Annotated in this window: 20 protein-coding genes and 3 pseudogenes; 13 read left to right on the plus strand and 10 right to left on the minus strand. The window is 45.7% G+C overall.

The annotated features are described in order from the left end of the window. Positions 1 to 270 precede the first annotated feature (270 nt). Positions 271 to 1161, plus strand: coding sequence for a LysR family transcriptional regulator (locus D9738_RS22515; protein WP_024193551.1), 891 nt, complete (start codon positions 271 to 273; stop codon positions 1159 to 1161). 149 nt (positions 1162 to 1310) lie between these two features. Then, positions 1311 to 2303 carry a zinc-dependent alcohol dehydrogenase family protein gene (locus D9738_RS22520; RefSeq protein WP_016248370.1) on the plus strand — a complete coding sequence of 331 codons (993 nt, stop codon included), beginning with the start codon at positions 1311 to 1313 and terminating at the stop codon, positions 2301 to 2303. A 258-nt stretch (positions 2304 to 2561) separates the two neighbouring features. On the opposite strand, the gene D9738_RS22525 is transcribed toward D9738_RS22520, so the two are convergent. Then, positions 2562 to 3341 carry a hypothetical protein gene (locus D9738_RS22525; RefSeq protein WP_130261231.1) on the minus strand — a complete coding sequence of 260 codons (780 nt, stop codon included), beginning with the start codon at positions 3339 to 3341 and terminating at the stop codon, positions 2562 to 2564. Between the two features lie 522 nt (positions 3342 to 3863). On the opposite strand from D9738_RS22525, the pseudogene D9738_RS22530 reads away from it, so the two are divergent. Then, a pseudogene (locus D9738_RS22530) lies at positions 3864 to 4236 on the plus strand (tyrosine-type recombinase/integrase); the annotation flags it as partial. 48 nt (positions 4237 to 4284) lie between these two features. Here D9738_RS22530 and D9738_RS22535 read toward each other — a convergent pair. Together D9738_RS22535 and D9738_RS22540 are read right to left on the minus strand one after the other, a co-directional pair. Then, positions 4285 to 4623 (minus strand): DUF1294 domain-containing protein, encoded by a 339-nt coding sequence (locus D9738_RS22535; RefSeq protein WP_130210782.1) that lies wholly within the window; start codon positions 4621 to 4623, stop codon positions 4285 to 4287. Positions 4624 to 4738: 115 nt separating this feature from the next. After that, positions 4739 to 5413: a TetR/AcrR family transcriptional regulator gene (locus D9738_RS22540; RefSeq protein ID WP_130261232.1), complete on the minus strand. Its 675-nt coding sequence runs from the start codon at positions 5411 to 5413 to the stop codon at positions 4739 to 4741. A gap of 144 nt (positions 5414 to 5557) precedes the next feature. On the opposite strand from D9738_RS22540, the gene D9738_RS22545 reads away from it, so the two are divergent. The 3 genes from D9738_RS22545 to D9738_RS22555 all read left to right on the plus strand — a co-directional run bounded on the left by D9738_RS22545 (position 5558) and on the right by D9738_RS22555 (position 8340). Continuing rightward, on the plus strand, positions 5558 to 6205 hold the full coding sequence (locus D9738_RS22545; RefSeq protein ID WP_130261233.1) for a class I SAM-dependent methyltransferase: 648 nt from the start codon (positions 5558 to 5560) through the stop codon (positions 6203 to 6205). A gap of 90 nt (positions 6206 to 6295) precedes the next feature. Continuing rightward, positions 6296 to 7591: a PHB depolymerase family esterase gene (locus D9738_RS22550; RefSeq protein ID WP_130261234.1), complete on the plus strand. Its 1296-nt coding sequence runs from the start codon at positions 6296 to 6298 to the stop codon at positions 7589 to 7591. A gap of 59 nt (positions 7592 to 7650) precedes the next feature. Next, a complete protein-coding gene (locus D9738_RS22555) occupies positions 7651 to 8340 on the plus strand; it encodes a tetratricopeptide repeat protein (protein ID WP_130261235.1) in 690 nt (229 codons plus the stop codon). 113 nt (positions 8341 to 8453) lie between these two features. Here D9738_RS22555 and rpmJ read toward each other — a convergent pair. Next, positions 8454 to 8555 (minus strand): annotated as a pseudogene (gene rpmJ / locus D9738_RS22560) (50S ribosomal protein L36); the annotation flags it as partial. A gap of 42 nt (positions 8556 to 8597) precedes the next feature. Here rpmJ and D9738_RS24855 point away from each other — a divergent pair. Further along, positions 8598 to 8822, plus strand: a complete 225-nt coding sequence (locus tag D9738_RS24855; protein ID WP_165383358.1) for a hypothetical protein — start codon at positions 8598 to 8600, stop codon at positions 8820 to 8822. Between the two features lie 110 nt (positions 8823 to 8932). Here the strand turns inward: D9738_RS24855 and ykgR are convergent, their stop codons facing one another. The 3 genes from ykgR to D9738_RS22575 all read right to left on the minus strand — a co-directional run bounded on the left by ykgR (position 8933) and on the right by D9738_RS22575 (position 10054). Next, entirely contained in the window at positions 8933 to 9034 is a 102-nt protein-coding gene (gene ykgR / locus D9738_RS22565; protein WP_064530486.1) for a small membrane protein YkgR, read from the minus strand. Positions 9035 to 9363: 329 nt separating this feature from the next. Then, positions 9364 to 9615, minus strand: coding sequence for a DUF1471 domain-containing protein (locus D9738_RS22570; RefSeq protein WP_130210792.1), 252 nt, complete (start codon positions 9613 to 9615; stop codon positions 9364 to 9366). A 133-nt stretch (positions 9616 to 9748) separates the two neighbouring features. Further along, a complete protein-coding gene (locus D9738_RS22575; protein ID WP_130261236.1) occupies positions 9749 to 10054 on the minus strand; it encodes a hypothetical protein in 306 nt (101 codons plus the stop codon). 119 nt (positions 10055 to 10173) lie between these two features. On the opposite strand from D9738_RS22575, the pseudogene D9738_RS22580 reads away from it, so the two are divergent. Further along, positions 10174 to 10648, plus strand: a pseudogene (locus tag D9738_RS22580) (LysR substrate-binding domain-containing protein); the annotation flags it as partial. Here D9738_RS22580 and D9738_RS22585 read toward each other — a convergent pair. Both D9738_RS22585 and D9738_RS22590 read right to left on the minus strand, forming a co-directional pair. Next, positions 10645 to 11634 carry an aldo/keto reductase gene (locus D9738_RS22585; protein ID WP_130218362.1) on the minus strand — a complete coding sequence of 330 codons (990 nt, stop codon included), beginning with the start codon at positions 11632 to 11634 and terminating at the stop codon, positions 10645 to 10647. The pseudogene D9738_RS22580 and the gene D9738_RS22585 overlap by 4 nt on opposite strands. 26 nt (positions 11635 to 11660) lie before the next feature. Beyond that, the gene (locus D9738_RS22590) at positions 11661 to 12512 is read right to left on the minus strand and encodes an aldo/keto reductase (RefSeq protein WP_130261237.1); all 852 of its coding nucleotides are present in this window, start codon (positions 12510 to 12512) and stop codon (positions 11661 to 11663) included. A 565-nt stretch (positions 12513 to 13077) separates the two neighbouring features. Here D9738_RS22590 and fdeC point away from each other — a divergent pair. Further along, positions 13078 to 17328 (plus strand): inverse autotransporter adhesin FdeC, encoded by a 4251-nt coding sequence (gene fdeC / locus D9738_RS22595; RefSeq protein WP_130261238.1) that lies wholly within the window; start codon positions 13078 to 13080, stop codon positions 17326 to 17328. A gap of 125 nt (positions 17329 to 17453) precedes the next feature. Here the strand turns inward: fdeC and D9738_RS22600 are convergent, their stop codons facing one another. Next, complete coding sequence (locus tag D9738_RS22600) at positions 17454 to 18305, minus strand: helix-turn-helix domain-containing protein (RefSeq protein ID WP_130261239.1); 852 nt, start codon at positions 18303 to 18305, stop codon at positions 17454 to 17456. A 394-nt stretch (positions 18306 to 18699) separates the two neighbouring features. Between D9738_RS22600 and D9738_RS22605 the strand changes: the two genes are divergently transcribed. The 4 genes from D9738_RS22605 (at position 18700) to D9738_RS22620 (ending at position 22923) form a co-directional block, all read left to right on the plus strand. Then, positions 18700 to 19569, plus strand: coding sequence for an aldo/keto reductase (locus tag D9738_RS22605; protein WP_130261240.1), 870 nt, complete (start codon positions 18700 to 18702; stop codon positions 19567 to 19569). Positions 19570 to 20077: 508 nt separating this feature from the next. After that, entirely contained in the window at positions 20078 to 20797 is a 720-nt protein-coding gene (locus D9738_RS22610) for a (Fe-S)-binding protein (protein ID WP_130218352.1), read from the plus strand. A 10-nt stretch (positions 20798 to 20807) separates the two neighbouring features. Next, positions 20808 to 22235, plus strand: coding sequence for a LutB/LldF family L-lactate oxidation iron-sulfur protein (locus D9738_RS22615; protein WP_130261241.1), 1428 nt, complete (start codon positions 20808 to 20810; stop codon positions 22233 to 22235). Beyond that, positions 22228 to 22923 (plus strand): lactate utilization protein C, encoded by a 696-nt coding sequence (locus D9738_RS22620; protein WP_130261242.1) that lies wholly within the window; start codon positions 22228 to 22230, stop codon positions 22921 to 22923. The genes D9738_RS22615 and D9738_RS22620 overlap by 8 nt, the downstream gene beginning before the upstream one ends. The last annotated feature ends 549 nt before the right edge of the window (positions 22924 to 23472 follow it).

A 23472-nucleotide genomic window follows, 5' to 3' on the forward strand; every position in this document is an offset into this window, starting at 1 on the left:
TGGCTGGTGAACTTTCGATAGTGCGAGTATTGAATGATTTCTATCTGTTATAGATTTTACCGTATTTCGGCATGAATGAAACTGAATATCCTCCCACCGATTCTCCATGACTTTACGCCATTGTCTCTAGAACTGCTATGTGCCAGAAGCGGACATTGTGACAGCCAGGAAGCCCTTATCTGAACGAAAAAAATAATGTCGTTGGGATGGTTTACTTTACAATGTCAGTTTTAAACAGCCTACAAAACAGGTGATCACGTGCATGCCAACATGATTGAATACCTAAATATTTTCATACAGGTTGTTGAGCAGGGTAGCTTCACTAAAGCTGCTGATGTACTTCAGATCCATCGCCCCACCGTGAGCAAAGCAATACAGCAGATAGAGCATGATCTGGGTGTAAAACTCATTTATCGCACAACCCGAAAGCTGAGCGTTACTGCTGAAGGGGATGAGTTCTATCATCATGCCAGGCATGTCCTGGCCGAAGTTAATGACATGATGGCCAGTTTTTCACCGACTCTTCCACCGCGAGGACGCCTGAGACTTGATGTGCCCCTGGCGCTGGCGCATTCCATATTGATCCCTAATCTTAGGCATTTTCAGACACTGTATCCAGGTATTGAAGTTGTGCTGGTTTCTTCGGATAAAAAAACTGATTTGATCACGGAAGGCGTAGATTGCCTTATCCGCCTGGGTGCGCTTCAGGATTCTAGTTTTATATCCAGACGTCTTGGTGACATCCGGATGGTTACCTGTGCAGCCCCGTCTTACCTGCAGCAGCATGAGCGGCCAGAAACACTTGCGGATCTGGATAAACATCGGGCAATTAACTTTTTTAGCGACCACAGTCGTGACGTCATGGAATGGAAGTTTATCGAAAACGGGAGCATTGTTTCGCTACGTCCTGCGGGCAGCCTGCTGGTTGATAATTCCGATATTCTGCTTTCCTGTGCTCTGGCTGGTCTGGGCATTATCCAAGCTACCTATGATGCCGTTGCTCCCCATATTGCTTCCGGCGCTCTTGAAGAGATTCTGCCGCAATACCCATCGGTGTCAAAGCCCGTGTCAGTGATGTATCCCGACAGGCGCTACCTTTCTCCAAAAGTGCGCGTCTTTATCGACTGGTTCAGTGATGTTCTGGCCACGCAGATCCGCTGAAGCAGGCGGATTGTTAATGGATAATTAATACTGAAGTTCCCTCTCAGCTATTTCTGGTGTGTTTGTAACAACGTAGATTGTTCACAAATGATTCGGGCATCCCTTCGGCATTATTCTGAAGGAGTGCCTTTAACTGAAGAGAGCTGAATATGTCTAAAGTTATTACCTTTAACCGTACCGGAGGCCCGGAAGTGCTGGAATTTGTTGATGTACAGGTGCCTGCGCCGACAGCGGGTGAAGTGCAGATCCGCGTACATGCGATAGGTATCAACCGTGCAGAAATCATGTACCGCAACGGCCAGTATGTTATTGAGCCGGAATTTCCGGCACGTCTTGGTTATGAAGCGGCTGGCGTTGTGCAGGCCGTAGGTGAGAATGTTGATGAGTTTACCATTGGAGATCTGGTCAGCGTTATCCCTTCATTTATGTTTAATGAATACGGTATGTACGGTGAAGTGGTCAATGCACCTGTGCATGCTATCGTGAAGCATCCTGAAAACCTTTCTTTTGAGGAAGCCGCTGCAAGCTGGATGATGTATGTCACCGCTTATGGTGCGCTGGTTGAATATGGCAATCTTCAGGCTGGTCAGAATGTTGTGATCCGCGCAGCATCAAGCAGCGTAGGTCTGGCTGCCATACAGATAGCTAACATGCTGGGTGCAAACCCAATTGCACTCACTCGGACCTCTGAAAAAAGTGAAATGCTACTGAAAGCTGGCGCAGCTGCCGTCATTGCTACTGCAGAGCTGGATATGGTTGCTGAAATCAATCGAACAACAGATGGCGTAGGTGCCCATATTGTTTTTGATCCCGTCGGCGGGCCGGACGTGGCAAAACTGACGCAGGTGATGGCACCACAGGGCATGTTTTTCCAGTATGGCGCGCTCGATAGCCGTGACATGCTTGTGCCTGTATTTAATATTCTCGGTAAGCATCTCACTCTGCGTGGATATGAGCTGTTTGAAATCACGACTGACTCTGAAAAAATGGCGCGCGCAAAATCCTTCATCACAGAAGGCTTACGAGCTGGCAAATTGAAACCGGTCATCGATAAAACGTTCCCGTTCGAAGAGATTGCAGACGCCCAGCGCTATATGGAGGCCAATGGCCAGGTAGGCAAAATAGTCGTGACCGTTGAGTAATCCTTACCACAGCATTTTATAAATGAGCCTGGTGAAGCCTGGATATTATCCAGGCTTCGATGCAATGGCTCCGGCAGGTACTGCCTTCGATTTCCACGACTTGAAAATTAAATGTCCTTTTCTCGCTTAAAGGGGGACCTTCAGATCCAAGAGGCTGTCCGCTTGGTGCTAGGAGCGGACATTACCTAACACATTGGTAACCTTCACAGATTTACGCGTTCTACATAGTAAGCGTCGTATCTGATGAGTTATCATGTTTTAAAATATCCAGCTGATAAATCCACCTGAATACTTTTCACTAATTTTGATTGCATAAAGGTCATGAAGACTTAGAAATAAATCATTATCTTCTTTGAAAATTAACTCCTCATACTCTGCCATTATCAAACTATGCTGCGTTGTTAGTTTAGATATGTTATCCATTTCACTGGCAAGCATGGATTTGTTTGCATGGGTGGATAGATCCATAGCAATAAATTTCCGCATCAATGGAATTAGTTGATTAGGGTCTATATTTTTTGTATTTTCCTTAGCTTTTTTTTGTCTTTCTGAATAGATGGTGTTAATCGTATTCGTATAATTTTTCGCTAAGCTCCTAAACTCTTGATATGAACCAGTAACTAATGCAAGCTCTTCGTACTTGAGGAATAAATCGGTCTTGCATTTTTTTACCGTTATTTCAAGGTCTTCAACTCTTTTTTTTAACTCTGTATTTGCTTTAATAATAGACATTGGGAGAGCTTCATAATGTTGGCCTAATTTTGAATCAGGGGTCATTGTCATATGTACTGTTTCATTAGACATGAGCTGATAAGAACCAGATAACTCTCCATACTTTAGAAATAGTTCATTATGTGAAGATGAACAAGAGTTTTGTAATTCCATCATTGGTCTAAAGTAATCCTTTATAATCTCCTCCTGAAGACCTTGGTCTTTTTTGTAGCTCTCTAGAATCCCAGCAAAAAGAAATGACCCTAAAGATATAGAGATTATGGCAATTAGCAATTGACTAAGAAATGATTGTGCTCCATTACTCATGAATTATCCTTAAAAAATAACACGGAAAAAGTGGCTCCTGACAGGGGGGGAACGACAGGTCGGAAACAAACTTAACTGATGGGTTAGTCATAGTCCAGAACCTTGTTTAAACACTTAGTGTGACTGTATGCATCTCAGAAATTTGTGCCAATAACATTTGAAGCCTTATAATTTATTTAAATCGAGGTCAGTTACTCGCTCATAACAGACATTCACTACAGTTATAGTAGAAGGTATGCATGCTGAGTGGGGAAAGTGTGAAAGAAAAGAAGACTGCAGCGTCGTTTGTCGTCACGTTTATCTTCATTGGTTATGCAAGTAGTAATACAAGGTGGGACAAAACTGAGACACATAAGGCCTCACAATAGCTTGCAAGGCTTTACATGTTTTGATGTGGTGGGACGTGTGAGCGCAGTGTTGATGGGGTAATGCTTTGAATTAGAAGCGGATTCTTATAATTCGTAATGCGAAGGTCGTAGGTTCGACTCCTATTATCGGCACCATTTCAAACTCTTCCCAAGTCTATCTAAGTCAATTGACCCCGCACATACTACAGCTCACTGCCCGTTCCTTATCTTCCATTATCAACCGTATTTTCTTTAATGCGTTATCTGGTTACACAGGTAGTCCGCTGGTTGTTTTGGGGGCGAGATTGTTGATTATTACAGGTGTTCGAACCGGAGAGTGGAGAGCGGCGCTCTGGAGCGAATTCAACCTCGATAAAGCGATATGGGAGATCCCTGCGCAACGGATGAAAATGAGGCGACCACATATTGTTCCGCTTTCAATTCAGGCAATTACAATACTCAAAACGCTTCAGATAATGACAGGAAATTATCCTCTAGTGTTTCCTGGTCGTAAGGATCCAAATAAGTGCATGAGTAAAGCGCCGGTGAAATAGCATGGAGCTACTGCCTGTAACTCCCGGAGCGGATACCGGGTTTTATGGTTGATACAATTCATATATCACAACTGACAGGATCATCACGTTCAATACGACGCTGATTGCGAAGTAGGTTCTGAATGGCTGTTTCTGTGTTTTATGTCGAAAGACCTGTTGACCAATAATTGCACCAACCCAACCTCCGACAAAGCCAAACACCAGCAGAGTTGCTTCTGGCACTCTGCGCCAGCCTCTACGTGCAGCCAGCTTATCAGTACCATAAATTACCAGGGTGAGCAGGTTTACGCATGTAACCCACGCAGCAAACGGCTCCGCCAGTAACACACTGCTGGCAGCCGTTAAAAGGAGGAGCAAATAGCAAAAACGATTCAGATTCATGGCGTATTTTAGTCATACCAGGCATGCGCTTGCTATCATTTTTGTATATCTCCCTAAACGGAATGGACTCAATTTTGGGGATTATGATGTTGTGTAAGTATCCCCATAATCGTGGCTAGTTTTTGTTGACCACTTCAATCCCTTGTATAACAGTTTCGATACGCTCTTTTATTTCCTCAAGTTGTTGCTGACGACCTTCAGGTGTTAATGTCTGATCTTCGTTAACATCCAAAACCCATCGACGAGGAAGCAATGCGCCAAAAACAATATCCATTAGCATTCCAGCGCAATTACCCGTATTTTTAACAGCAATACGCCCTTGAGCTTGCTGAATATCCAGCCATTCGATTAACAGTTCTCTTGAGCGAAGCGTTTTAGTGGCATATAAATAGTCTGAAAGCTCTGGAAAGAGAATTGATTCACGTGTCATTAATTTTAAGAGTGCTTCTCTCTCTTTAGCTTCTTCTTGACTTATATCTAATCGGAATATACGAAACAGAGTTTCATTAATGGGGAGCTTCTCGTTTTCCGGTCTTGGGAGATCGAGGAACAGGGCTTTATATTCTTTAATTACTTCTGAAAAAATTTCCTTCTTATTACTGAATACCTCATAAATTGTTCTTTTTGATACTTTTGCCCGACGAGCAATTTCTGTGGTTGAGGTTTGGGCAAAACCAAGCTCAATGAAGGCACTATACGCGCCAATAACTATCGCTTTCTTACGCTCACCAAGCCCCGCACTTTTAGGTCTTCCCCGTCGCACCGGTGTCCTCACTTCGCTCTTGTTCATCAAAACATTTACTCCTGCATTAATTTTTGGTACTTGACCAGTACCAAAAATGGTATCACTATACCAACAACATAAGCAATGATCATAACATGGTGTATGAAAACAACCAGGTAACATCACTTCATAAAATACAGGTCCTTATTTATGAGTCGATTAAATAATAGTATCTGCCCCATTCGTGATCCCCAGGTTATACGTGTTCTGGAACGCATGAATAATGAACGCAAACATCCCCCGCAGGAACTGTTTCGCGAAGCTCCGGCACTTGATCCTGAAAGATTTTCCAGTTATGGCTTTTCCATAGCCCCAGAACAGGGGGAACTTATCTACTTACTGTGCCGGGCAATGAAAGCCACTCGCGTTGTGGACTTTGCAACTTCTGTAGGTATGTCAGCGCTCTATTTTGCCGCTGCGATGAAAGATAATGGTGGCGGACTGGTGATTGGTTCTGAAATGGTACGGGAAAAAGCTGAAGTCGCGTCTCGAAATCTGGCAGAGGCAGGTCTTACGTCTTTTGTTGATATTCGTGTCGGTGATGCGAGAGAAACGCTGAAAGATCTCGGTGGTCCTGTCGATTTTATTCTTATTGATGGTTTCCCTCTTGCGGATGGCCCAAGCCTCGCTCGTAAGGTTACTGAGATCGTTGCGCCACAGTTACGAGTAGGAGGATATATATTAAATGATAACGCAGAACCGGATTTTTTATCTTATGTTCGTGATCCACAGAATGGTTTTATTTCTATAACATTGCCGATAAAACGAGGTACAGAGTTAGCACTGAAAATAAGTTAAATACAAGCACGAATGATAAAGTTGAAAAAATATAGTCCTGGTATCATGCTGATATTCATTTAATTTTTATCAAAAGTAAAGAGGGCATTTATGCCGACGCGCAGAGAGTTTTTAATTAAAAGTATTGCGGGTGCTTTAGTTGTTTCAATGCCTCGCATTGTATTCGCAAACACAAACAACAAGGCAATAAAGGCTACAGCTATTACACAAGTTTTTGGTGACGGAGTTCGACTTATTGCGATAGCTGTAGAATTTGAAAAGCCTATAAATAAGGAAGAACTTTCGTCAACAGAGTTTAGCGTAAAAAATTATCATATCAATAAAGTGGTTATCAGTCAGTCAACAGCTTTGGTTGAGGCAAAATCAGGTAAGTACGCGATTCTTGAACTGGACCACAGCAAACCACAAAATGAATGGCAAGAAACTATAACGGACCCAACAATACAAAAAGCAGTTCCCAAACAAGGGCAAGGTAAACCCTCCTGGGTTGCAGGAGAAAAACTAAACCAAACTATTAGATATAAAGATGCATCTGCAACTGTGATTACACAAAATACCACGCTGGAAACTAACGCCGTTTCAAATCTGGTGGTCGATAGTTTTAGACATGGTAAATATAAAGATAATGAAAGCGGAAAAATACTAGAATATAATTTCTTTATTCCTGAAGAACAAAATAAAGTATTGCCATTGGTTCTTTTTATGCATGATGCAGGGGCTACCAGTGCACAAATAACAACGACTCTGTTTCAGGGGCTAGGCGCAGTAATTTGGGCAGAACCGGAAGAACAACTGAAACGACCCTGCTATGTTTTAGCTCCTCAGTATAATGAAATCATTGCTGATGATGACTGGCGTACATCTACGTTGCTTGATACAACAATAAATCTTGTTCAGTCTTTGATGAAAGAATATAAAATAGATCCTGAACGTATTTATGTTACTGGTCAGTCAGGGGGATGTATGCTGGCCATCGCTATGAATATCAAATATCCTGACTTTTTCACAGCGAGTTACCTGGTTGCAGGAAAATGGGATGCGGAACAGGTTGCTCCAATAGCTAAAAACAAATTGTGGTTTATGGCCTCAGAAGATGATGCAGGGGCTTTTCCCAGCTTCAACGCGATTACTGAACGTCTTGAGCAGTTTGGGGGAAAAGTTTCTCGTGCAGCATGGAATGGTCAATGGGACCCTGAACAATATCGATTTGCTGCCGACACATTGTTTGAAGAACAAAGTAATATCCGTTATACCGTTTTTATAAAAGACAGTGTATTTGATGAATACTCTTCGCGAGAAGGTGCCAGCGGGCATCGTAACACATGGCGTATTGCTTACAGTATAGAACCAGTTCGTGAATGGTTATTTAACCAACGCAAACAATAAAGTGTAGGCCAGACTGTCATCAGGTATCGTGTTGGCAGTCATTTTTACCGAGAGACAGAATGAAGGCGTTATTATTTGTAATTCTATTTTTTTCTGCATCTGTATATGCAGATACTCCACCAAAAATGAATTTTGATGAAATAATAACGCGCTCTGCTCAGGGAGATGCAGAAGCGCAAGCCAGATTGGGGGAAGCATACCTGAATGGAAACTACAATCAAACGGTGAATTATACTGAGTCTTTTAAATGGTTGACGAAATCAGCAGCCAGCGGAAACCCCCGCGCGAAACTGGATTTAGGGATTTTATATCTTAATGGATATGGCGTACCGTTTGATTATGCAAAAGCCTTAAGCCTTTTTGAGCAAGCTGACCAGGCGGGAGAAATGAAAGCTGCACGTTATCTTGGGATTATTTATGAAAGAGGATTAGGCGTTCCTCAGGATTATAATAAAGCGGCGAAATATTATAAGAAAGGCGATAAAAATAATGATATTACGGCGCAGTATCGTCTGGCTAAACTTTATGAACAAGGTAATGGCGTAAAACGCGATTATCAAAAAGCGATAAACCTTTATCTTAAACATATCAGCAGAATGGATCATATCACTGCTCCCAGTTTTGTGGCTTTAGGTGATATTTATTCTTTGGGATTGGGCGTAGAGAAAAATCCACAACTGGCTAAAAAATGGTATCAAAAAGCGGTTGATGCGGCTCATACACAGCATCAGCAGGTAGCAAGCCATTAATGAGTAAGAAGATACGTTTGCAGGAAAGTTAATGCTGGCGCACTGAATACACCAGCGTTAATCAGGCATGATTATGCAGCCAGCCAGGTGTCGTTGAACCTTCAAACTCAGAGTTAACGCTTTTTCTTGCGCCTCTGAACAGCCTTAAAGCGGGGATTAGATTTGCAAATGACATATAGCCGTCCTTTTCGCTTCACAATCTGACAGTCTGGATATGTGGGATTCCCGCAGCTAACTGAACGTGCCGGAAGTGAGAGATGTTGTTGGCTATCGTTGGTGACGGCACTATTCATGCTGATTTATGTCACTACCCGCTGATCGGTATGAACGCATTGAGAATGTGGGTGAGCCTTGCTTTACCGGCTGATTATTTATCACGCAGCCAAAGTAACAATTTGGTGAACCAACATGCGCATTGGGTAACTAAAATGCTGACTCAATGCGCAATCTCTTTTAGTGCGGCACAAATACGGTTTCTTTAAACTTCCCTTCGAAACTGTACGAATATCCTTCCCCACTGACATAACTCTTACAAAGTAGGTGGAGGATACATATTTTAAATATCACCTAAGGGAATTGTTTTTAGATGTAATTAATAGTAATGGAGGAATAAATAAGCATATTCTACAACTGCAACCAAAACAACAATATTAATCAGCTTATTACTGATTTCTTGTATCTTATTCTCTTTCATTGGTATTTCCTCGCTTTAAAAAAGAGCGCACCTCATAAGCGCCTCTTATATAGATAACGAGTTTGGTCAACCAATTTTTTGAACTGTATCACAAATTTGGAAAGATGTATTACATCAATTATTACTAATCGCACACAAGTGATCCATAGTTTACGCTGAGATTGGCCCTGAGGATTACGCTGCTCTCCTTGTATGATCCCCGCATAATTGTGCTATTCACACTTAGAAATGTACCGTGTTTACAATCTGCTGAGACTGCATTTTCGTCGTAAGGACAAGCCATGGAACCGATGCTCATGATAAACAGTCCATGGCACATCATTTACTATTTACTTATAGATTTCAGCAACTCCGTGCAGTTTGTTATTCCCCGTGGTAGACAGGATTTTGAACGACGTTGCTCCTTGCTCATCAGCCTTACGAGAAAGCGCATTCGATAACTCATCAAGCGTCAAGGCATTGCTGGCTGAGATTACACCAATCTTTTCTTTGCCATCTGTATGATTAATTTCTTGCGCTGCAAATGCAACATTCACCGAAATAAAGCCCATGACTAATGTAGTAACAAGTAGTGTTTTCATAACTAATACCTAATCTAAGTTATATGTTTGAAAATGAATTAATATAGGAGAGAACGTCTCTTTCCTGATAATTGTACAGATTAAAGCTGTCATAATACTGACCGCTATATGATAAAATTGTCATATTTTAAAATTAGTTAACCTTGGTGTGCAGATTCAGGTCATTAATAATACATTCAGGTTCTTCACGCAGAGGCATATTGTCTATATCCAAAACCCCATCGTTTTTTTGAGGATTATCACTCTGCAGGTTTGCAAACAGAGGGGGCAGATCCTGCTGCGCTTCTCCTCGTTCTGCGACCAGTTCGAATGTTTTATTTTTAGCGGCGTCGTTGCTCAGGGTACTGACCAGATCCACGGGCTGATGACCCATTGCAATAGCGGTATTTACTACATGAATACCGATGCATCCTGTTGCTCCTGCAACGAGTATTTTCATGGTAAACCTCATGATAATTAATCTTTATTTTCGATACATACAGATTATCAATTATCATAATTGTCAGTAATGTGGCTAAAATAATTGTATCTATGAACGCCCTTCATGAGTGCGCTTTGAAAAGTGTGGATAAGGATATGATTGCAGTGCGGATTGGACCAGAGATGCGGATGGCCGTGGTGGGGGCTCCGGAGTATTTTGCCGCTAACGCCTTACCTGAAACGCCTCACGAGCTACAAAATCATCGCTGCATCAATATGCGTTTGCCAACCGCCGGTGGGCTTTACCACTGGGAGTTCGAGCGAGAAGGGAAACCACTTCGCGTCAAGGTTGAGGGGCAACTGACGTGTAGCCCATTGCCAGTAAGAATTGATGCCGCGTTATCAGGGTTTGGGATCGCTTTCTCTGAAGACATGGTTCAGAAGTATGTAAAGTCAGGCAAGCTTATTCAGGTGTTGCAGGAGGGGGGGGCCAACTTTTCCAGGATATTACCTTTACTACCCCAGCCACAAGCAGCATCCGCCAGCTTTTGCGCTGTTGATCGTATTCAGAGTAACGGGTCCACATTTTGTTGTGGACCCGTTTGGGCATTAACGGCCTACGCGTGCCTGGTGCTCAGGCGAGTAACGTTCACCGACGATTTTAATTGTTTCCAGTGCCTCGGTTATCTGCTGCGTATCATTGCGCGAAAGAACAATGTCGACAGCACCCAGGTTTTCTTCCAGCCGGTGCAGTTTAGTGGTGCCAGGGATGGGTACAATCCATGGCTTTTGTGCTAACAGCCATGCCAGTGCGATTTGTGCAGATGTTACCCCTTTCTCCGCGGCCAGTTCACCTAACAAGGTGACCAGTTTTTCATTGGCTTCAATAGCTTGTGCCGCGAAACGCGGTACGGTGCTACGATAATCATCCTTGCCGAAAGTGGTTCCTGGCTTAATCGACCCCGTCAGGAAACCTTTACCTAGTGGGCTGAAGGGTACAAAACCAATCCCCAGTTCCTCCAGCAACGGCAGAATTTCCTGTTCAGGCTCACGCCACCACATGGAATATTCGCTTTGCAGGGCGGTGACAGGTTGTACCGCATGTGCACGACGAATGGTTTGTGCTCCCGCTTCAGACAGGCCGAAATGTTTGACCTTCCCTTCTGCAATTAGGTCTTTCACCGTTCCTGCAACATCTTCAATAGGAACATCCGGATCAACACGGTGTTGATACAGAAGGTCAATGACATCAGTCTTAAGACGGCGTAATGAGCCTTCAACGGCTTCACGGATATGTTCCGGACGGCTGTTTAAAATCTGCTGTTTATTATCATCGCCGAAGGTAAAACCGAATTTAGTGGCAATTACCACGCGGTCACGAAACGGTTTTAAGGCTTCGCCGACCACTTCTTCATTCAGATACGGACCATACACTTCGGCGGTATCGAAGAAGGTGACGCCACGTTCAACCGCAGCACGAATAAGTTCGATAGCCTGACGGGTATCGGTCGCCGGGCCGTAGCCGTGGCTTAAGCCCATGCAACCGAGCCCAAGGGCGGAGACTTCGAGTCCGGATTTACCCAGATAACGTTTTTGCATTGAATGAATACCTCTTTTATCGCGGCTTAAACATCAAGTTTGCGGCCAGTCAGCCATTCCACCATTGCGGGATCGCGGTGAGAGAAGAACGCGCTGGTTGTGGTATCCAGGGCGGTAATTTGCAGCATATCTTCAGGGCTGAGTTCAAAATTGAGAATGTTGATGTTCTCTTCCATGCGTTCTTTTCGCACTGATTTTGCCAGTGAAACAATGCCTCGTTGGTAGATCCAGCGCAGAACAACCTGGCCCACGCTTTTGCCATACTTCGCGCCAATTGCCGTCAATACCGGATGCTGGAACAGACCATTTTTCCCTTCCGCAAACGGTGCCCAGGCTTCTGGCTGAATGCCACGACTTTGCATCCACGGAACGGCCTGTAATTGCTGGTTGAAGGGGTTAACTTCAATCTGGTTTACCGCCGGAACGACTTTATTAAAGGCGATAAGGTCAGCCAGTCGGTCAGGATGGAAGTTACTGACGCCAATAGCGCGGATCTTGCCTGCCTGTTGCAGTTCTTCCATGGCGCGCCAGGCACCGTGGACATCACCGTATGGCTGGTGAATCAAATACAGGTCAACATAATCAAGTTGCAACCGATTCAAAGAGCGTTCGAACTGGGCTTTGGCCCCTTCGTAACTGGTATCCTGCAACCAGAGTTTGGTGGTGACAAAGAGCTCGTTACGGGCGATACCGCTTTGTTTCAGTGCGTTCCCGACCTGGGTTTCATTTTGATAGGAGGCGGCGGTGTCAATCAGTCGATAACCGGTGTTAATAGCGTCAATGACCGCTCTTTCGCATTCGGCGGCATCGGTCATCTGAAATACACCAAAGCCCAGCAGGGGCATTTCAATACCGTTGTTCAGTTTTACTTTTTGCATGGTGTTATCCTTCCGTTATCGTTCATGAGAAGCATAACGTAAAGGGAAGAGCTCGATTAGACGGCAGGATCTGTCAGGGGTTATGAACGAAATTCATAAATCTGTTTGAGTGTTGAGATGAGTAGTGCAAGTTCGATATCCCCGGAATTTACAGTCCGATGAAGGAAAATGAATATCCATAAAAAATATATTGGTTTATCCTGGCGTATATACCTACTTCGACGTATTGCCAATCGTGATAAATTAAAGGCAGGTCATTATTATTCACTCTGAATAATGAATTATTCACTGTCCGCAGACTAAGAAATATAACTTAGGTATCTATTTAATGACTTGCACAAAAAGCTAAATTTTCACCCATAAATAAAAATATAATCCCGCGCCCAACCACCTGATGAGTGGCTACAGGCACTGGATATATTAGGTGGCGGTGTACTTTCTTACATAAAGGTATTTCCTTTTCTGCGGAAAAGGAAACCGGGAAATTCCCGGTTTTTCTGACAAGCGGACGCCATTATTTGTGTCTGCCTATGTTCGTTAATTCGTTCATCAGGAAATTATCTCAATGTCACGTTATAAAACAGGTCATAAACAACCACGATTTCGTTATTCAGTTCTGGCCCGCTGCGTGGCGTGGGCAAATATCTCTGTTCAAGTTCTTTTTCCACTCGCAGTCACCTTTACGCCGGTAATGGCGGCACGTGCGCAGAATGCGGTTCAGCCACGGTTGAGCATGGAAAATACCACGGTAACTGCTGATAATAATGTGGAGAAAAATGTCGCGTCGTTTGCCGCAAATGCCGGGACATTTTTGAGTAGTCAGCCAGATAGCGATGCGACACGTAATTTTATTACCGGGATGGCCACCACTAAAGCTACCCAGGAAATCCAGGAGTGGCTCGGAAAATATGGTACTGCGCGCGTCAAACTGAATGTCGATAAAGATTTCTCGCTGAAGGATTCTTCGCTGGAAATGCTTTATCCGATTTATGATACACCGACAAATATGTTGTTCACTCAAGGGGCAATACATCGTACAGACGATCGTACTCAGTCAAATATTGGTTTTGGCTGGCGTCATTTTTCAGGAAATGACTGGATGGCAGGGGTGAACACCTTTATCGACCATGATTTATCCCGTAGTCATACCCGCATTGGTGTTGGTGCGGAATACTGGCGCGATTATCTGAAACTGAGCGCCAATGGTTATATCCGCGCTTCTGGCTGGAAAAAATCGCCGGATATTGAGGATTATCAGGAACGCCCGGCGAATGGTTGGGATATCCGCGCAGAGGGCTATTTACCTGCCTGGCCGCAGCTTGGCGCAAGCCTGATGTATGAACAGTATTATGGCGATGAAGTCGGGCTGTTTGGTAAAGATAAGCGCCAGAAAGACCCGCATGCTATTTCTGCCGAGGTGACCTATACGCCAGTGCCTCTTCTGACACTGAGCGCCGGGCATAAGCAGGGCAAGAGCGGTGAGAATGACACTCGCTTTGGCCTGGAAGTTAACTACCGAATTGGCGAACCTTTGGCGAAACAACTCGATACGGATAGCATTCGCGAGCGTCGGGTACTGGCAGGCAGCCGCTATGACCTGGTTGAGCGTAATAACAATATCGTTCTTGAGTATCGCAAATCTGAAGTGATCCGTATTGCTCTGCCTGAGCGCATTGAAGGTAAGGGCGGGCAGACGGTTTCCCTGGGGCTTGTGGTAAGCAAAGCAACTCACGGTCTGAAAAATGTTCAATGGGAAGCGCCGTCTTTGCTGGCCGCAGGCGGAAAAATTACTGGGCAGGGTAATCAGTGGCAAGTGACGCTCCCGGCTTATCAGGCAGGCAAAAACAATTATTATGCGATTTCTGCGGTTGCCTACGATAACAAAGGCAATGCCTCAAAACGCGTGCAGACAGAGGTGGTCATTACCGGAGCAGGTATGAGTGCCGAGCGCACGGCGTTAACGCTTGACGGTCAGAGCCGTATCCAAATGCTTGCTAACGGTAGTGAGCAAAAGCCACTGGTGCTTTCTCTGCGCGATGCAGAGGGGCAGCCAGTCACGGGTATGAAAGATCAGATCAAGTCTGAGCTGACGTTCAAACCGGCTGGAAATATTGTGACACGTACCCTGAAGGCCACTAAATCACAGGCACAGCCAACACTGAGTGAGTTCACCGAAACTGAAGCTGGGGTGTACCAGTCTGTCTTTACTACCGGAACGCAATCAGGTGAGGCAACGATTACGGTTAGCGTTGATGGCATGAGCAAAACCGTCACTGCAGAATTGCGCGCCACGATGATGGATGTGTCGAAGTCTACTCTGAGCGTGAATGAATCTTCAGGAGACGTGGTTGCCGATGGTCAGCAATCCCACACGCTGACGCTGACTGCGGTGGATACTGATGGCAACCCGGTGACGGGAGAGGCCAGCCGCTTGCGATTTGTTCCGCAGGATAGCAGTGGTGTCACCATTGGCGCCGTTTCGGAGATAAAACCAGGCGTTTACAGCGCTACGGTTTCTTCGACCCGTGCCGGAAACGTTGTTGTGCGTGCCTTTAGCGAGCAGTATCAGTTGGGCTCATTGCAACAAACGCTGAAGTTTGTCGCCGGGCCGCTTGATGCAGCACATTCGACTATCACCCTGAATCCAGAAAAACCGGTGGTTGGCGGTACGCTTACGGCAATCTGGGCGGCAAAAGATGCCAATGGCAACCCTGTAACTGGCCTCAATCCGGATGCACCGTCATTATCGGGCGCAGCCGCTACGGGTTCTAAGGCATCAGGCTGGACGGATAATGGCGACGGGACCTGGACCGCGCAGATTTCTCTCGGCACTACGGCGGGTGAATTAGTGGTTATGCCGAAGCTCAATGGACAGGACGCGGCAGCTAGTGCGGCTAAAGTGACCGTGGTGGCTGATGCTTTATCTTCAGGCCAGTCGACAGTCTCTGTGGCAAAAGATCACGTAAAAGCAGGAGAAAGCACAACCGTGACGCTTATTGCAAAAGATGCGCATGGCAACGCTATCAGCGGCCTTTCCCTGTCGGCAACCCTGACAGGTGTTGCATCTGCAGGGGCGACGGTATCCAACTGGACCGAGCAAGGCGATGGTTCCTATGTCGCTACGCTGACCGCAGGCGGAAAGACAGGTGAGCTTCTCGTTATGCCGCTATTCAACGGCCAGCCAGCAGCCACCGATGCTGCGCGGTTGACTGTCGTCGCCGGGGATATGTCATCAGCGAACTCTACGCTTGTTGCGGACAATGAGGCTCCGACCGTCAAAGCGACGACGAAACTCACCTTCACCGTGAAGGATGCGTATGGGAACCTTGTCACCGGGTTGAAGCCAGATGCACCGCAGTTTAGTGGTGCCGCCAGCACGGGGACAGAGCGACCTTCAACAGGAGACTGGACAGAAACAAGTAATGGGGTCTACGTGGCGACCTTAACTCTGGGCTCTGCCGCGGGTCAGTTGTCTGTGATGCCGCGAGTGAACGGCCAAAATGCCGTTGCTCAGCCACTGGTGCTGAATGTTGCAGGTGACGCTTCCCAGGCAGTGATCAGTGATATGACGGTGAAGGTTGATAACCAAGTGGCAAATGGACAGTCGACTAACCAGGTAACCCTGACCGTTGTGGACCGCTATGGCAACCCGTTGCAGGGACAAAATGTGACGCTGACTCTGCCGAAAGGTGTGACCAGCAAGACGGGGAATACGGTAACAACCGATGCGGCAGGTAAAGCCAACATTGAGCTGATGTCAACGGTTGCCGGGGAACACAATATTACCGCTTCGGTGAATGGTGCTCAGAAGACGGTTACGGTGAAATTTAAAGCGGATTTCAGTACCGGTCAGGCGACCCTGGAGGTTGATGACGCCGCGGAAAAAGTGGCAAACGACAAAGATGCCTTTACGCTGACGGCAACGGTTAAGGATCAATACGACAACCTTCTTCCTGGCGCTGTGGTCGTCTTTAATCTGCCTCGGGGCGTCAAACCGCTTGCAGACGGTAATATCATGGTGAACGCCAACGAGGAGGGTAAAGCGGTACTGAAAGTGGTTTCCGTGACTGCCGGAACGTATGAAATCACGGCGTCGGCAGGAAATGACAAGCCTTCGAATACGCAGACTGTAACGTTTGTGGCCGATAAGGCTACCGCAACCGTCTCCGGTATTGAGGTGATTGGCAACTATGCACTGGCGGATGGCAAAGCCAAACAGACGTATAAAGTTACGGTGACTGATGCCAATAACAACCTGTTGAAAGATAGCGAGGTGACGCTGACCGCCAGCCCGGCGAAGTTAGAGCTGACTCCCGATGGGACGGCGAAAACTAATGAGCAAGGACAGGCTATTTTCACCGCCACGACCACTGTCGCAGCGAAATATACACTCACGGCGAAAGTGAGTCAGAGCAACGGTCAGGAATCGACGAAAACTGCCGAATCTAAATTCGTCGCGGATGATAAAAACGCGGTGCTCGCCGCATCATCTGATGTAGATTCTCTGGTGGCGGATGGGGTAAAGACTGCAACAATGACGGTTACCCTGTTCTCGGCAAAAAACCCCGTAGGAGGAACTATGTGGGTCGACATTGAGGCTCCGAAAGACGTGACAGAGGCGGATTATAAGTTCTCGCCGTCGAAGGCCGACCATTTCTCGAGCGGGAAAATTACGCGTACATTTAGTACCAAGAAGCCGGGTCTCTATACGTTCACATTCCACGCACTGACGTATGGCGGGTACGAAATGAAGCCTGTGAAGGTGACAATTAACGCCGTGGCTGCAGATACTGAAAAGGGCGAGGAGGAGAAATAAAAGCGACGATGTAGTAAAGAATAATGGTGTTGACATGTTCAACGCCATTATTCACTGAATACCTGGCCTGCTACTGATTAAACAGTAGCAGGCCAGGATAAAACTCAATAAGACATAGCGACAAACTAAACCGGACGAACGGGGATAAAAATTTCGCAAACAACATCATTGCCATCTTTTTCTACGAAATCTTCATTGTAATAAAATCGCTCAATATCGCTGCCGTTCACTCTGGCTAACCCCCTGGCAGGCAACTCTATCAGATAGATGTTCCGAACCCAGTCAGAGTAATGTTCCCAGTTTCCTTCATAACGGAAAGAGGCATAAACTCCTCGGGTCGTTGTCCACTCTTTCGGCATGTCAGCATATTCACATACCGTACCAGCAAAGGTTTCAACTGTGAGTAAATCGACCGACTTTGTTGATGGTTTAAACGTTGAGACGAAATAGATATCCGTCTTAAAATCCTTCATACACCTGGCTAAATGATGACGTCGCAATTTGACTTCTTCATCCGGTGATTTATTCGATATTTCAGTATCATACTTAAATGAATTGCCAAAAATACGTGTTTCAGGGAAATGAATTAATATGCAATCAGTTTTTGTATGTTGGCGTGCTAAAAATGGAGGGAAGATATTTTCCAGATCCCAATAATCACGGAGTCGGTATTCTCGGGGAGTGCAGCCGAATAATTTTTTAAATTCGCGACTGAATGACTGCTGTGAATCAAAATGCAAAGATAGTGCAATATCAAGCATAGATTTCGCTGTGAGTCGGACAAGAATAGCTGCCCGGCAAAGTCTTCGTTTGCGAATGTATTCTCCCAGCGGCACATGCATGAAGTTTCTGAACAGGAGCTGGATATTGCGTCTACTGTAGCCAGATTTCTGTGCGATATCTTCGATTGAGATAGGGTTACCGAGATTGCACTCAATCCACTCCAGGAGTTGCTGCAAAATCTTCTGCCTGATCATAACATTCTCCATTTACCCTTCGCCATTTCGTACATTTTTCGTATGACAAAGGCTATTAGTGTATCAAAAACAGAAAGGTCCGAGGCCAGGCGACTGACAGTATCTCAGATTGTTGACAAATGCTTGTTGTGTATACCGGAACTTATCCCGCCTACAAAATAGCGCAAATTCAATAAATTGCGATTCTCTGGTCGGCATGATAATCATAGCGCATCAGGCAATTTTGTGCTTGTCATCAATCTCATCGTGTCTGCTTCATTTTTCCCATAATAGAGAGATTACAGTCCCCTATTATTAATGAAATTTTTACATAAGTGATATCAAAATCCACATACTAATCTGCGGTCATGTTTTAACGTAGACTAATGATTCATATGTAATGGAGGGACTGCTAGTGGAATTTTCCGTATTAAGCAACAATCTGAAAATGCCGATGATGGGATTTGGTGTTTTTCAGGTTACCGATAAAGAAGTGTGTAAACAATCAGTGTTGAATGCTATCCGAACCGGTTATCGGCTAATCGACACTGCAGCGGTATATGGTAATGAAGACGCCGTCGGCGAGGCTATTCGTGAAGCCATTTCGGAAGGTTTCTGTACCCGCGAGGAGTTGTTTATTACTTCTAAATTATGGGTGCAGGACATGGTTGATCAGGATACGGCAAAAGCAGGTATTGAAGCGTCATTAAAAAAATCGGGACTTGAATACTTTGATCTCTATTTATTGCACCAGGCAATGCGCGATTATTTCAGTGCATGGCGTGCACTGGAAGAGGCTTATGAAGAGGGCAAACTGAAAGCGATTGGGGTTTCCAATTTCTATCCTCATGTTCTGGCCAACTTTTGTGAAACAGTCAGAATTAAGCCAATGGTCAACCAGGTTGAGTTGCATCCCTATTTTGCTCAACCAGAAGCGCTGGCAACCATGAAATACTACAACGTGCAGCCTGAAGCATGGGCACCATTAGGCGGTGGAAGACATAAACCATTTGAAAACAGCCTGCTTCAGGGTATTGCAAATGCTCACCAAAAATCGATTTCTCAGGTAATTCTACGCTGGAATATTCAACGGGGAGTGGTTGTTATTCCAAAATCGACTCATCAGCATCGTATTGCAGAGAACTTCGCTATCTGGGATTTTTCACTGACAGAGAAAGAAATGGCGCAAATAAACTCACTTGATCTGGGGTATGTTGGCGAATCCGTAAAACATTTTAATCCTGAGTTTGTTCGTGGCTGTCTTGGCGTAAAAATACATAACTAATTAGAGTTATCAGAATACTACCTGACCCGCACTCTGAAAATATAACTTATAGCAGATGTTATTATATATTTTCCGAAGGCGGGGCCTCATTATAAAAACACACTGAATCGCTTCAGTAAGATAAAATTACAGTTATTAATGCTTGTGTAATTATTGTTAATAATTTCATTTATACTCATTTGGTGGACTGTTTTAACAGATACCAAATGAGTATCTCTAAATGGGTGTTTAAGATAAATTCGATTGGATTCATGACGTTATTATATCGAATGCATGATTCCATGTTGTTAGTGGCGATCATTATAAAAATGTGAGCGACGCCGAAAGAAATAAAATTAGCTATTGCATCCAGGTATCCAATGATGGATTATTGATTTGTCATACAAATCAGTTTGAATTTGTATTCTGCTACCCAATAAAAAAGCCGCCATTTTTATTGATGTCTGATAACCCGGAAGGAGTGGTTGCGATCAGGCATAAATAGAAATGAAGCAATGGAGTATTGGTTGTGAATGTAAATTTCTTTGTTACCTGTATCGGTGATGCCCTGAAATCAAGGATGGCACGTGACTCCGTGCTGCTCCTGGAAAAACTCGGCTGTCGCGTAAATTTTCCTGAGAAACAGGGATGCTGCGGTCAGCCTGCGATCAATAGTGGTTATATCAAAGAAGCGATCCCAGGAATGAAAAATCTGATCGCTGCACTTGAAGATAACGACGATCCCATTATTTCTCCCGCCGGTTCCTGCACTTACGCCGTAAAAAGTTACCCAACATATCTGGCTGACGAACCAGAATGGGCATCACGTGCAGAAAAGGTCGCCGCGCGTATGCAGGATCTCACTTCTTTTATTGTCAATACACTTGGGGTCGTTGATGTAGGCGCCAGCTTGCAAGGGAGGGCGGTATACCATCCATCCTGTAGTCTGGCCCGTAAGTTGGGCGTGAAGGATGAACCACTTACGCTGCTAAAAAATGTACGCGGACTGGAGCTGTTGCCCTTTGCCGAACAGGATACTTGCTGCGGGTTTGGCGGTACGTTCTCGGTCAAAATGGCCGAAATTTCCGGCGAGATGGTGAAAGAAAAGGTTTCACACCTGATGGAGGTCTGTCCTGAGTATTTAATTGGTGCCGACATTAGTTGCTTGCTGAATATAAGTGGGCGATTACAACGGGAAGGGCAGAAAGTCAAAGTGATGCATATTGCTGAAGTGCTGATGAGCCGCTGAGGGTATAAAGATGTCGATCAAAACCAGTAATACAGAATTCAAGACACGCATCCGTCAGCAAATTGAAGATCCGATCATGCGCAAAGCGGTGGCAAACGCGCAGCAGCGTATTGGGGCAAATCGGCAAAAAATGGTCGATGAATTAGGTCACTGGGAGGAGTGGCGCGATCGTGCCAGCCAGATACGTGATCATGTTCTGAGTAATCTTGACGCTTATCTGTACCAGCTCTCCGAAAAAGTGTCGCAAAACGGCGGTCACGTCTATTTTGCAAAAACCAAAGAAGACGCTACCCGCTACATTTTACAGGTCGCCCAACGCAAAAATGCCCGGAAGGTGGTGAAATCTAAATCGATGGTGACCGAAGAGATTGGCGTCAATCATGTGTTGCAGGATACTGGCATTCAGGTGATTGAAACCGATCTGGGTGAATACATTCTTCAGTTGGATCAAGATCCGCCATCTCATGTTGTGGTTCCGGCTATCCATAAAGATCGCCACCAGATCCGCCGGGTGCTACACGAACGTCTGGGCTATGATGGCCCGGAGACGCCTGAAGCGATGACCTTATTCATTCGCCAAAAGATCCGTGAAGATTTCCTCAGTGCCGAAATCGGTATAACCGGCTGTAATTTCGCGGTAGCAGAAACAGGTTCGGTATGCCTGGTGACCAATGAAGGCAATGCGCGAATGTGTACCACGCTACCTAAAACGCACATCGCGGTGATGGGGATGGAGCGTATTGCTCCCACGTTTGCCGAGGTTGATGTATTGATCACCATGCTGGCGCGTAGTGCCGTTGGCGCACGTTTGACGGGATACAACACCTGGCTGACAGGGCCGCGCGAAGCGGGGCATGTGGACGGGCCAGAAGAGTTTCATCTGGTAATTGTTGATAACGGGCGTTCTGAAGTGCTGGCCTCTGAATTTCGGGATGTGCTGCGCTGTATTCGCTGCGGGGCCTGCATGAATACTTGTCCGGCATATCGCCACATTGGAGGTCACGGATACGGCTCAATTTACCCAGGGCCAATCGGCGCGGTGATTTCTCCGCTACTTGGCGGCTATAAAGATTTTAAAGATTTACCTTACGCCTGCTCTTTATGCACAGCTTGTGACAGCGTGTGTCCGGTGCGTATTCCTCTGTCAAAACTGATTTTGCGCCATCGTCGGGTGATGGCTGAAAAAGGGATCACCGCAAAAGCAGAGCAACGGGCGATTAAAATGTTCGCTTATGCCAATAGTCATCCGGGATTGTGGAAAGTCGGAATGATGGCAGGCGCTCATGCGGCAAGCTGGTTTATCAGTGGCGGCAAAACACCACTCAAGATCGGTGCGATTAGCGACTGGATGGAAGCCCGCGATCTTCCTGAAGCTGACGGCGAGAGTTTCCGTAGTTGGTTTAAGAAACATCAGGCGCAGGAGAAAAAGAATGGATAATCGAAGCGAATTCTTGCAAAACATCGCTCAGGCACTGGGGCGTCCGTTGCGACTCGAACCGCAAACAGAAGATGTACCGCTTAACAACTATGCAAACGAGCGTCTTACTGAACTTAACCAGCAACAGCGCTGTGACGCGTTTATCCAGTTTGCCAGTGATGTCATGTTGACGCGTTGTGAACTGATCAGCGAGGCGCAGGCCGCGGATGCTGCATTACGCCTGTGTAAAGAGCTGGGAGATCAGTCGGTTGTGGTTAGTGGCGACAGGCGACTGGAAGAACTGGGGATCAGTGAACGTTTACAGCAGGAATGCAATGCCGTCGTGTGGGATCCGCTGAAAGGTGCCGAGAATATCTCGCAGGCAGAGCAGGCTAAAGTTGGCGTAGTGTATGCTGAATATGGCTTAACCGAATCGGGAGGCGTGGTGCTTTTTTCCGCTGCTGAGCGTGGGCGCTCGTTGAGTTTGCTCCCTGAGTCCTCAATTTTTATCCTGCGCAAAAGCACCATCCTGCCACGTGTGGCGCAACTCGCAGAACAATTGCATCAGAAAGCGCAGTCCGGTGAACGTATGCCGTCCTGCATTAACATTATTAGTGGCCCCAGTTCAACGGCGGATATTGAGCTTATCAAAGTCGTCGGGGTTCATGGCCCGGTAAAGGCGGTGTACCTGATCATTGAGGATTGCTGAGAGGGAGTAACATGAGAGTTACCTCACGTTTTTATGGCAGGATTCAGTCCCATATCAAAACGGTAACTCTCAACCTTACAAGGCCTACAGCCAAATCAAGTCGCGACTGAATTTTTAGTTCTCAGCGGCATTCCATTCGCCACAAAATACGCAGCCGTGCTTTTCGCCAAATCCACCACGCGCAGGCCCTCCAGTTCGTATACGGCCCGCCGTCTCGTCGTAGTCTGTTCTGTACGCATCGCACGGGGAAAGGCGGTTTCGGTGCAATTACGCACAAGTTCGTTGAGCTGTTCATCGGTCTGACAATTGACACACAGGGAATAGTGTGATGTTCCAGGACGTGCATAAAACTGCGCCATCTCTGCATATGGTACGGGAATCATTGAACCCCTGTAGAATTTTATGCATATATTATATATAGTTGTAACTTCATATCTTGTAATTCCTCTTAGTCACTTGTAAATCTTATATTCTATTAATTAACGATTTTATATTAATGAAAGCTGAATGGATTCAGTCTTATGCGCATATATATTTCTTAATAAGACA

Origin of the sequence: Escherichia sp. E10V5 (assembly GCF_004212315.1) — a bacterium.
Classification (GTDB): Bacteria; Pseudomonadota; Gammaproteobacteria; order Enterobacterales; family Enterobacteriaceae; genus Escherichia.

Excerpts from the sequence above, each read along its gene's own strand:
- D9738_RS22515 (WP_024193551.1), top strand. The coding sequence starts at position 271 with ATGATTGAATACCTAAATATTTTCATACAGGTTGTTGAGCAGGGTAGC.
- D9738_RS22520 (WP_016248370.1), top strand. The coding sequence starts at position 1,311 with ATGTCTAAAGTTATTACCTTTAACCGTACCGGAGGCCCGGAAGTGCTG.
- D9738_RS22525 (WP_130261231.1), bottom strand. The coding sequence starts at position 3,341 with ATGAGTAATGGAGCACAATCATTTCTTAGTCAATTGCTAATTGCCATA.
- D9738_RS22535 (WP_130210782.1), bottom strand. The coding sequence starts at position 4,623 with ATGAATCTGAATCGTTTTTGCTATTTGCTCCTCCTTTTAACGGCTGCC.
- D9738_RS22540 (WP_130261232.1), bottom strand. The coding sequence starts at position 5,413 with ATGAACAAGAGCGAAGTGAGGACACCGGTGCGACGGGGAAGACCTAAA.
- D9738_RS22545 (WP_130261233.1), top strand. The coding sequence starts at position 5,558 with ATGAGTCGATTAAATAATAGTATCTGCCCCATTCGTGATCCCCAGGTT.
- D9738_RS22550 (WP_130261234.1), top strand. The coding sequence starts at position 6,296 with ATGCCGACGCGCAGAGAGTTTTTAATTAAAAGTATTGCGGGTGCTTTA.
- D9738_RS22555 (WP_130261235.1), top strand. The coding sequence starts at position 7,651 with ATGAAGGCGTTATTATTTGTAATTCTATTTTTTTCTGCATCTGTATAT.
- D9738_RS24855 (WP_165383358.1), top strand. The coding sequence starts at position 8,598 with ATGTTGTTGGCTATCGTTGGTGACGGCACTATTCATGCTGATTTATGT.
- ykgR (WP_064530486.1), bottom strand. The coding sequence starts at position 9,034 with ATGAAAGAGAATAAGATACAAGAAATCAGTAATAAGCTGATTAATATT.
- D9738_RS22570 (WP_130210792.1), bottom strand. The coding sequence starts at position 9,615 with ATGAAAACACTACTTGTTACTACATTAGTCATGGGCTTTATTTCGGTG.
- D9738_RS22575 (WP_130261236.1), bottom strand. The coding sequence starts at position 10,054 with ATGAAAATACTCGTTGCAGGAGCAACAGGATGCATCGGTATTCATGTA.
- D9738_RS22585 (WP_130218362.1), bottom strand. The coding sequence starts at position 11,634 with ATGCAAAAACGTTATCTGGGTAAATCCGGACTCGAAGTCTCCGCCCTT.
- D9738_RS22590 (WP_130261237.1), bottom strand. The coding sequence starts at position 12,512 with ATGCAAAAAGTAAAACTGAACAACGGTATTGAAATGCCCCTGCTGGGC.
- fdeC (WP_130261238.1), top strand. The coding sequence starts at position 13,078 with ATGTCACGTTATAAAACAGGTCATAAACAACCACGATTTCGTTATTCA.
- D9738_RS22600 (WP_130261239.1), bottom strand. The coding sequence starts at position 18,305 with ATGATCAGGCAGAAGATTTTGCAGCAACTCCTGGAGTGGATTGAGTGC.
- D9738_RS22615 (WP_130261241.1), top strand. The coding sequence starts at position 20,808 with ATGTCGATCAAAACCAGTAATACAGAATTCAAGACACGCATCCGTCAG.
- D9738_RS22620 (WP_130261242.1), top strand. The coding sequence starts at position 22,228 with ATGGATAATCGAAGCGAATTCTTGCAAAACATCGCTCAGGCACTGGGG.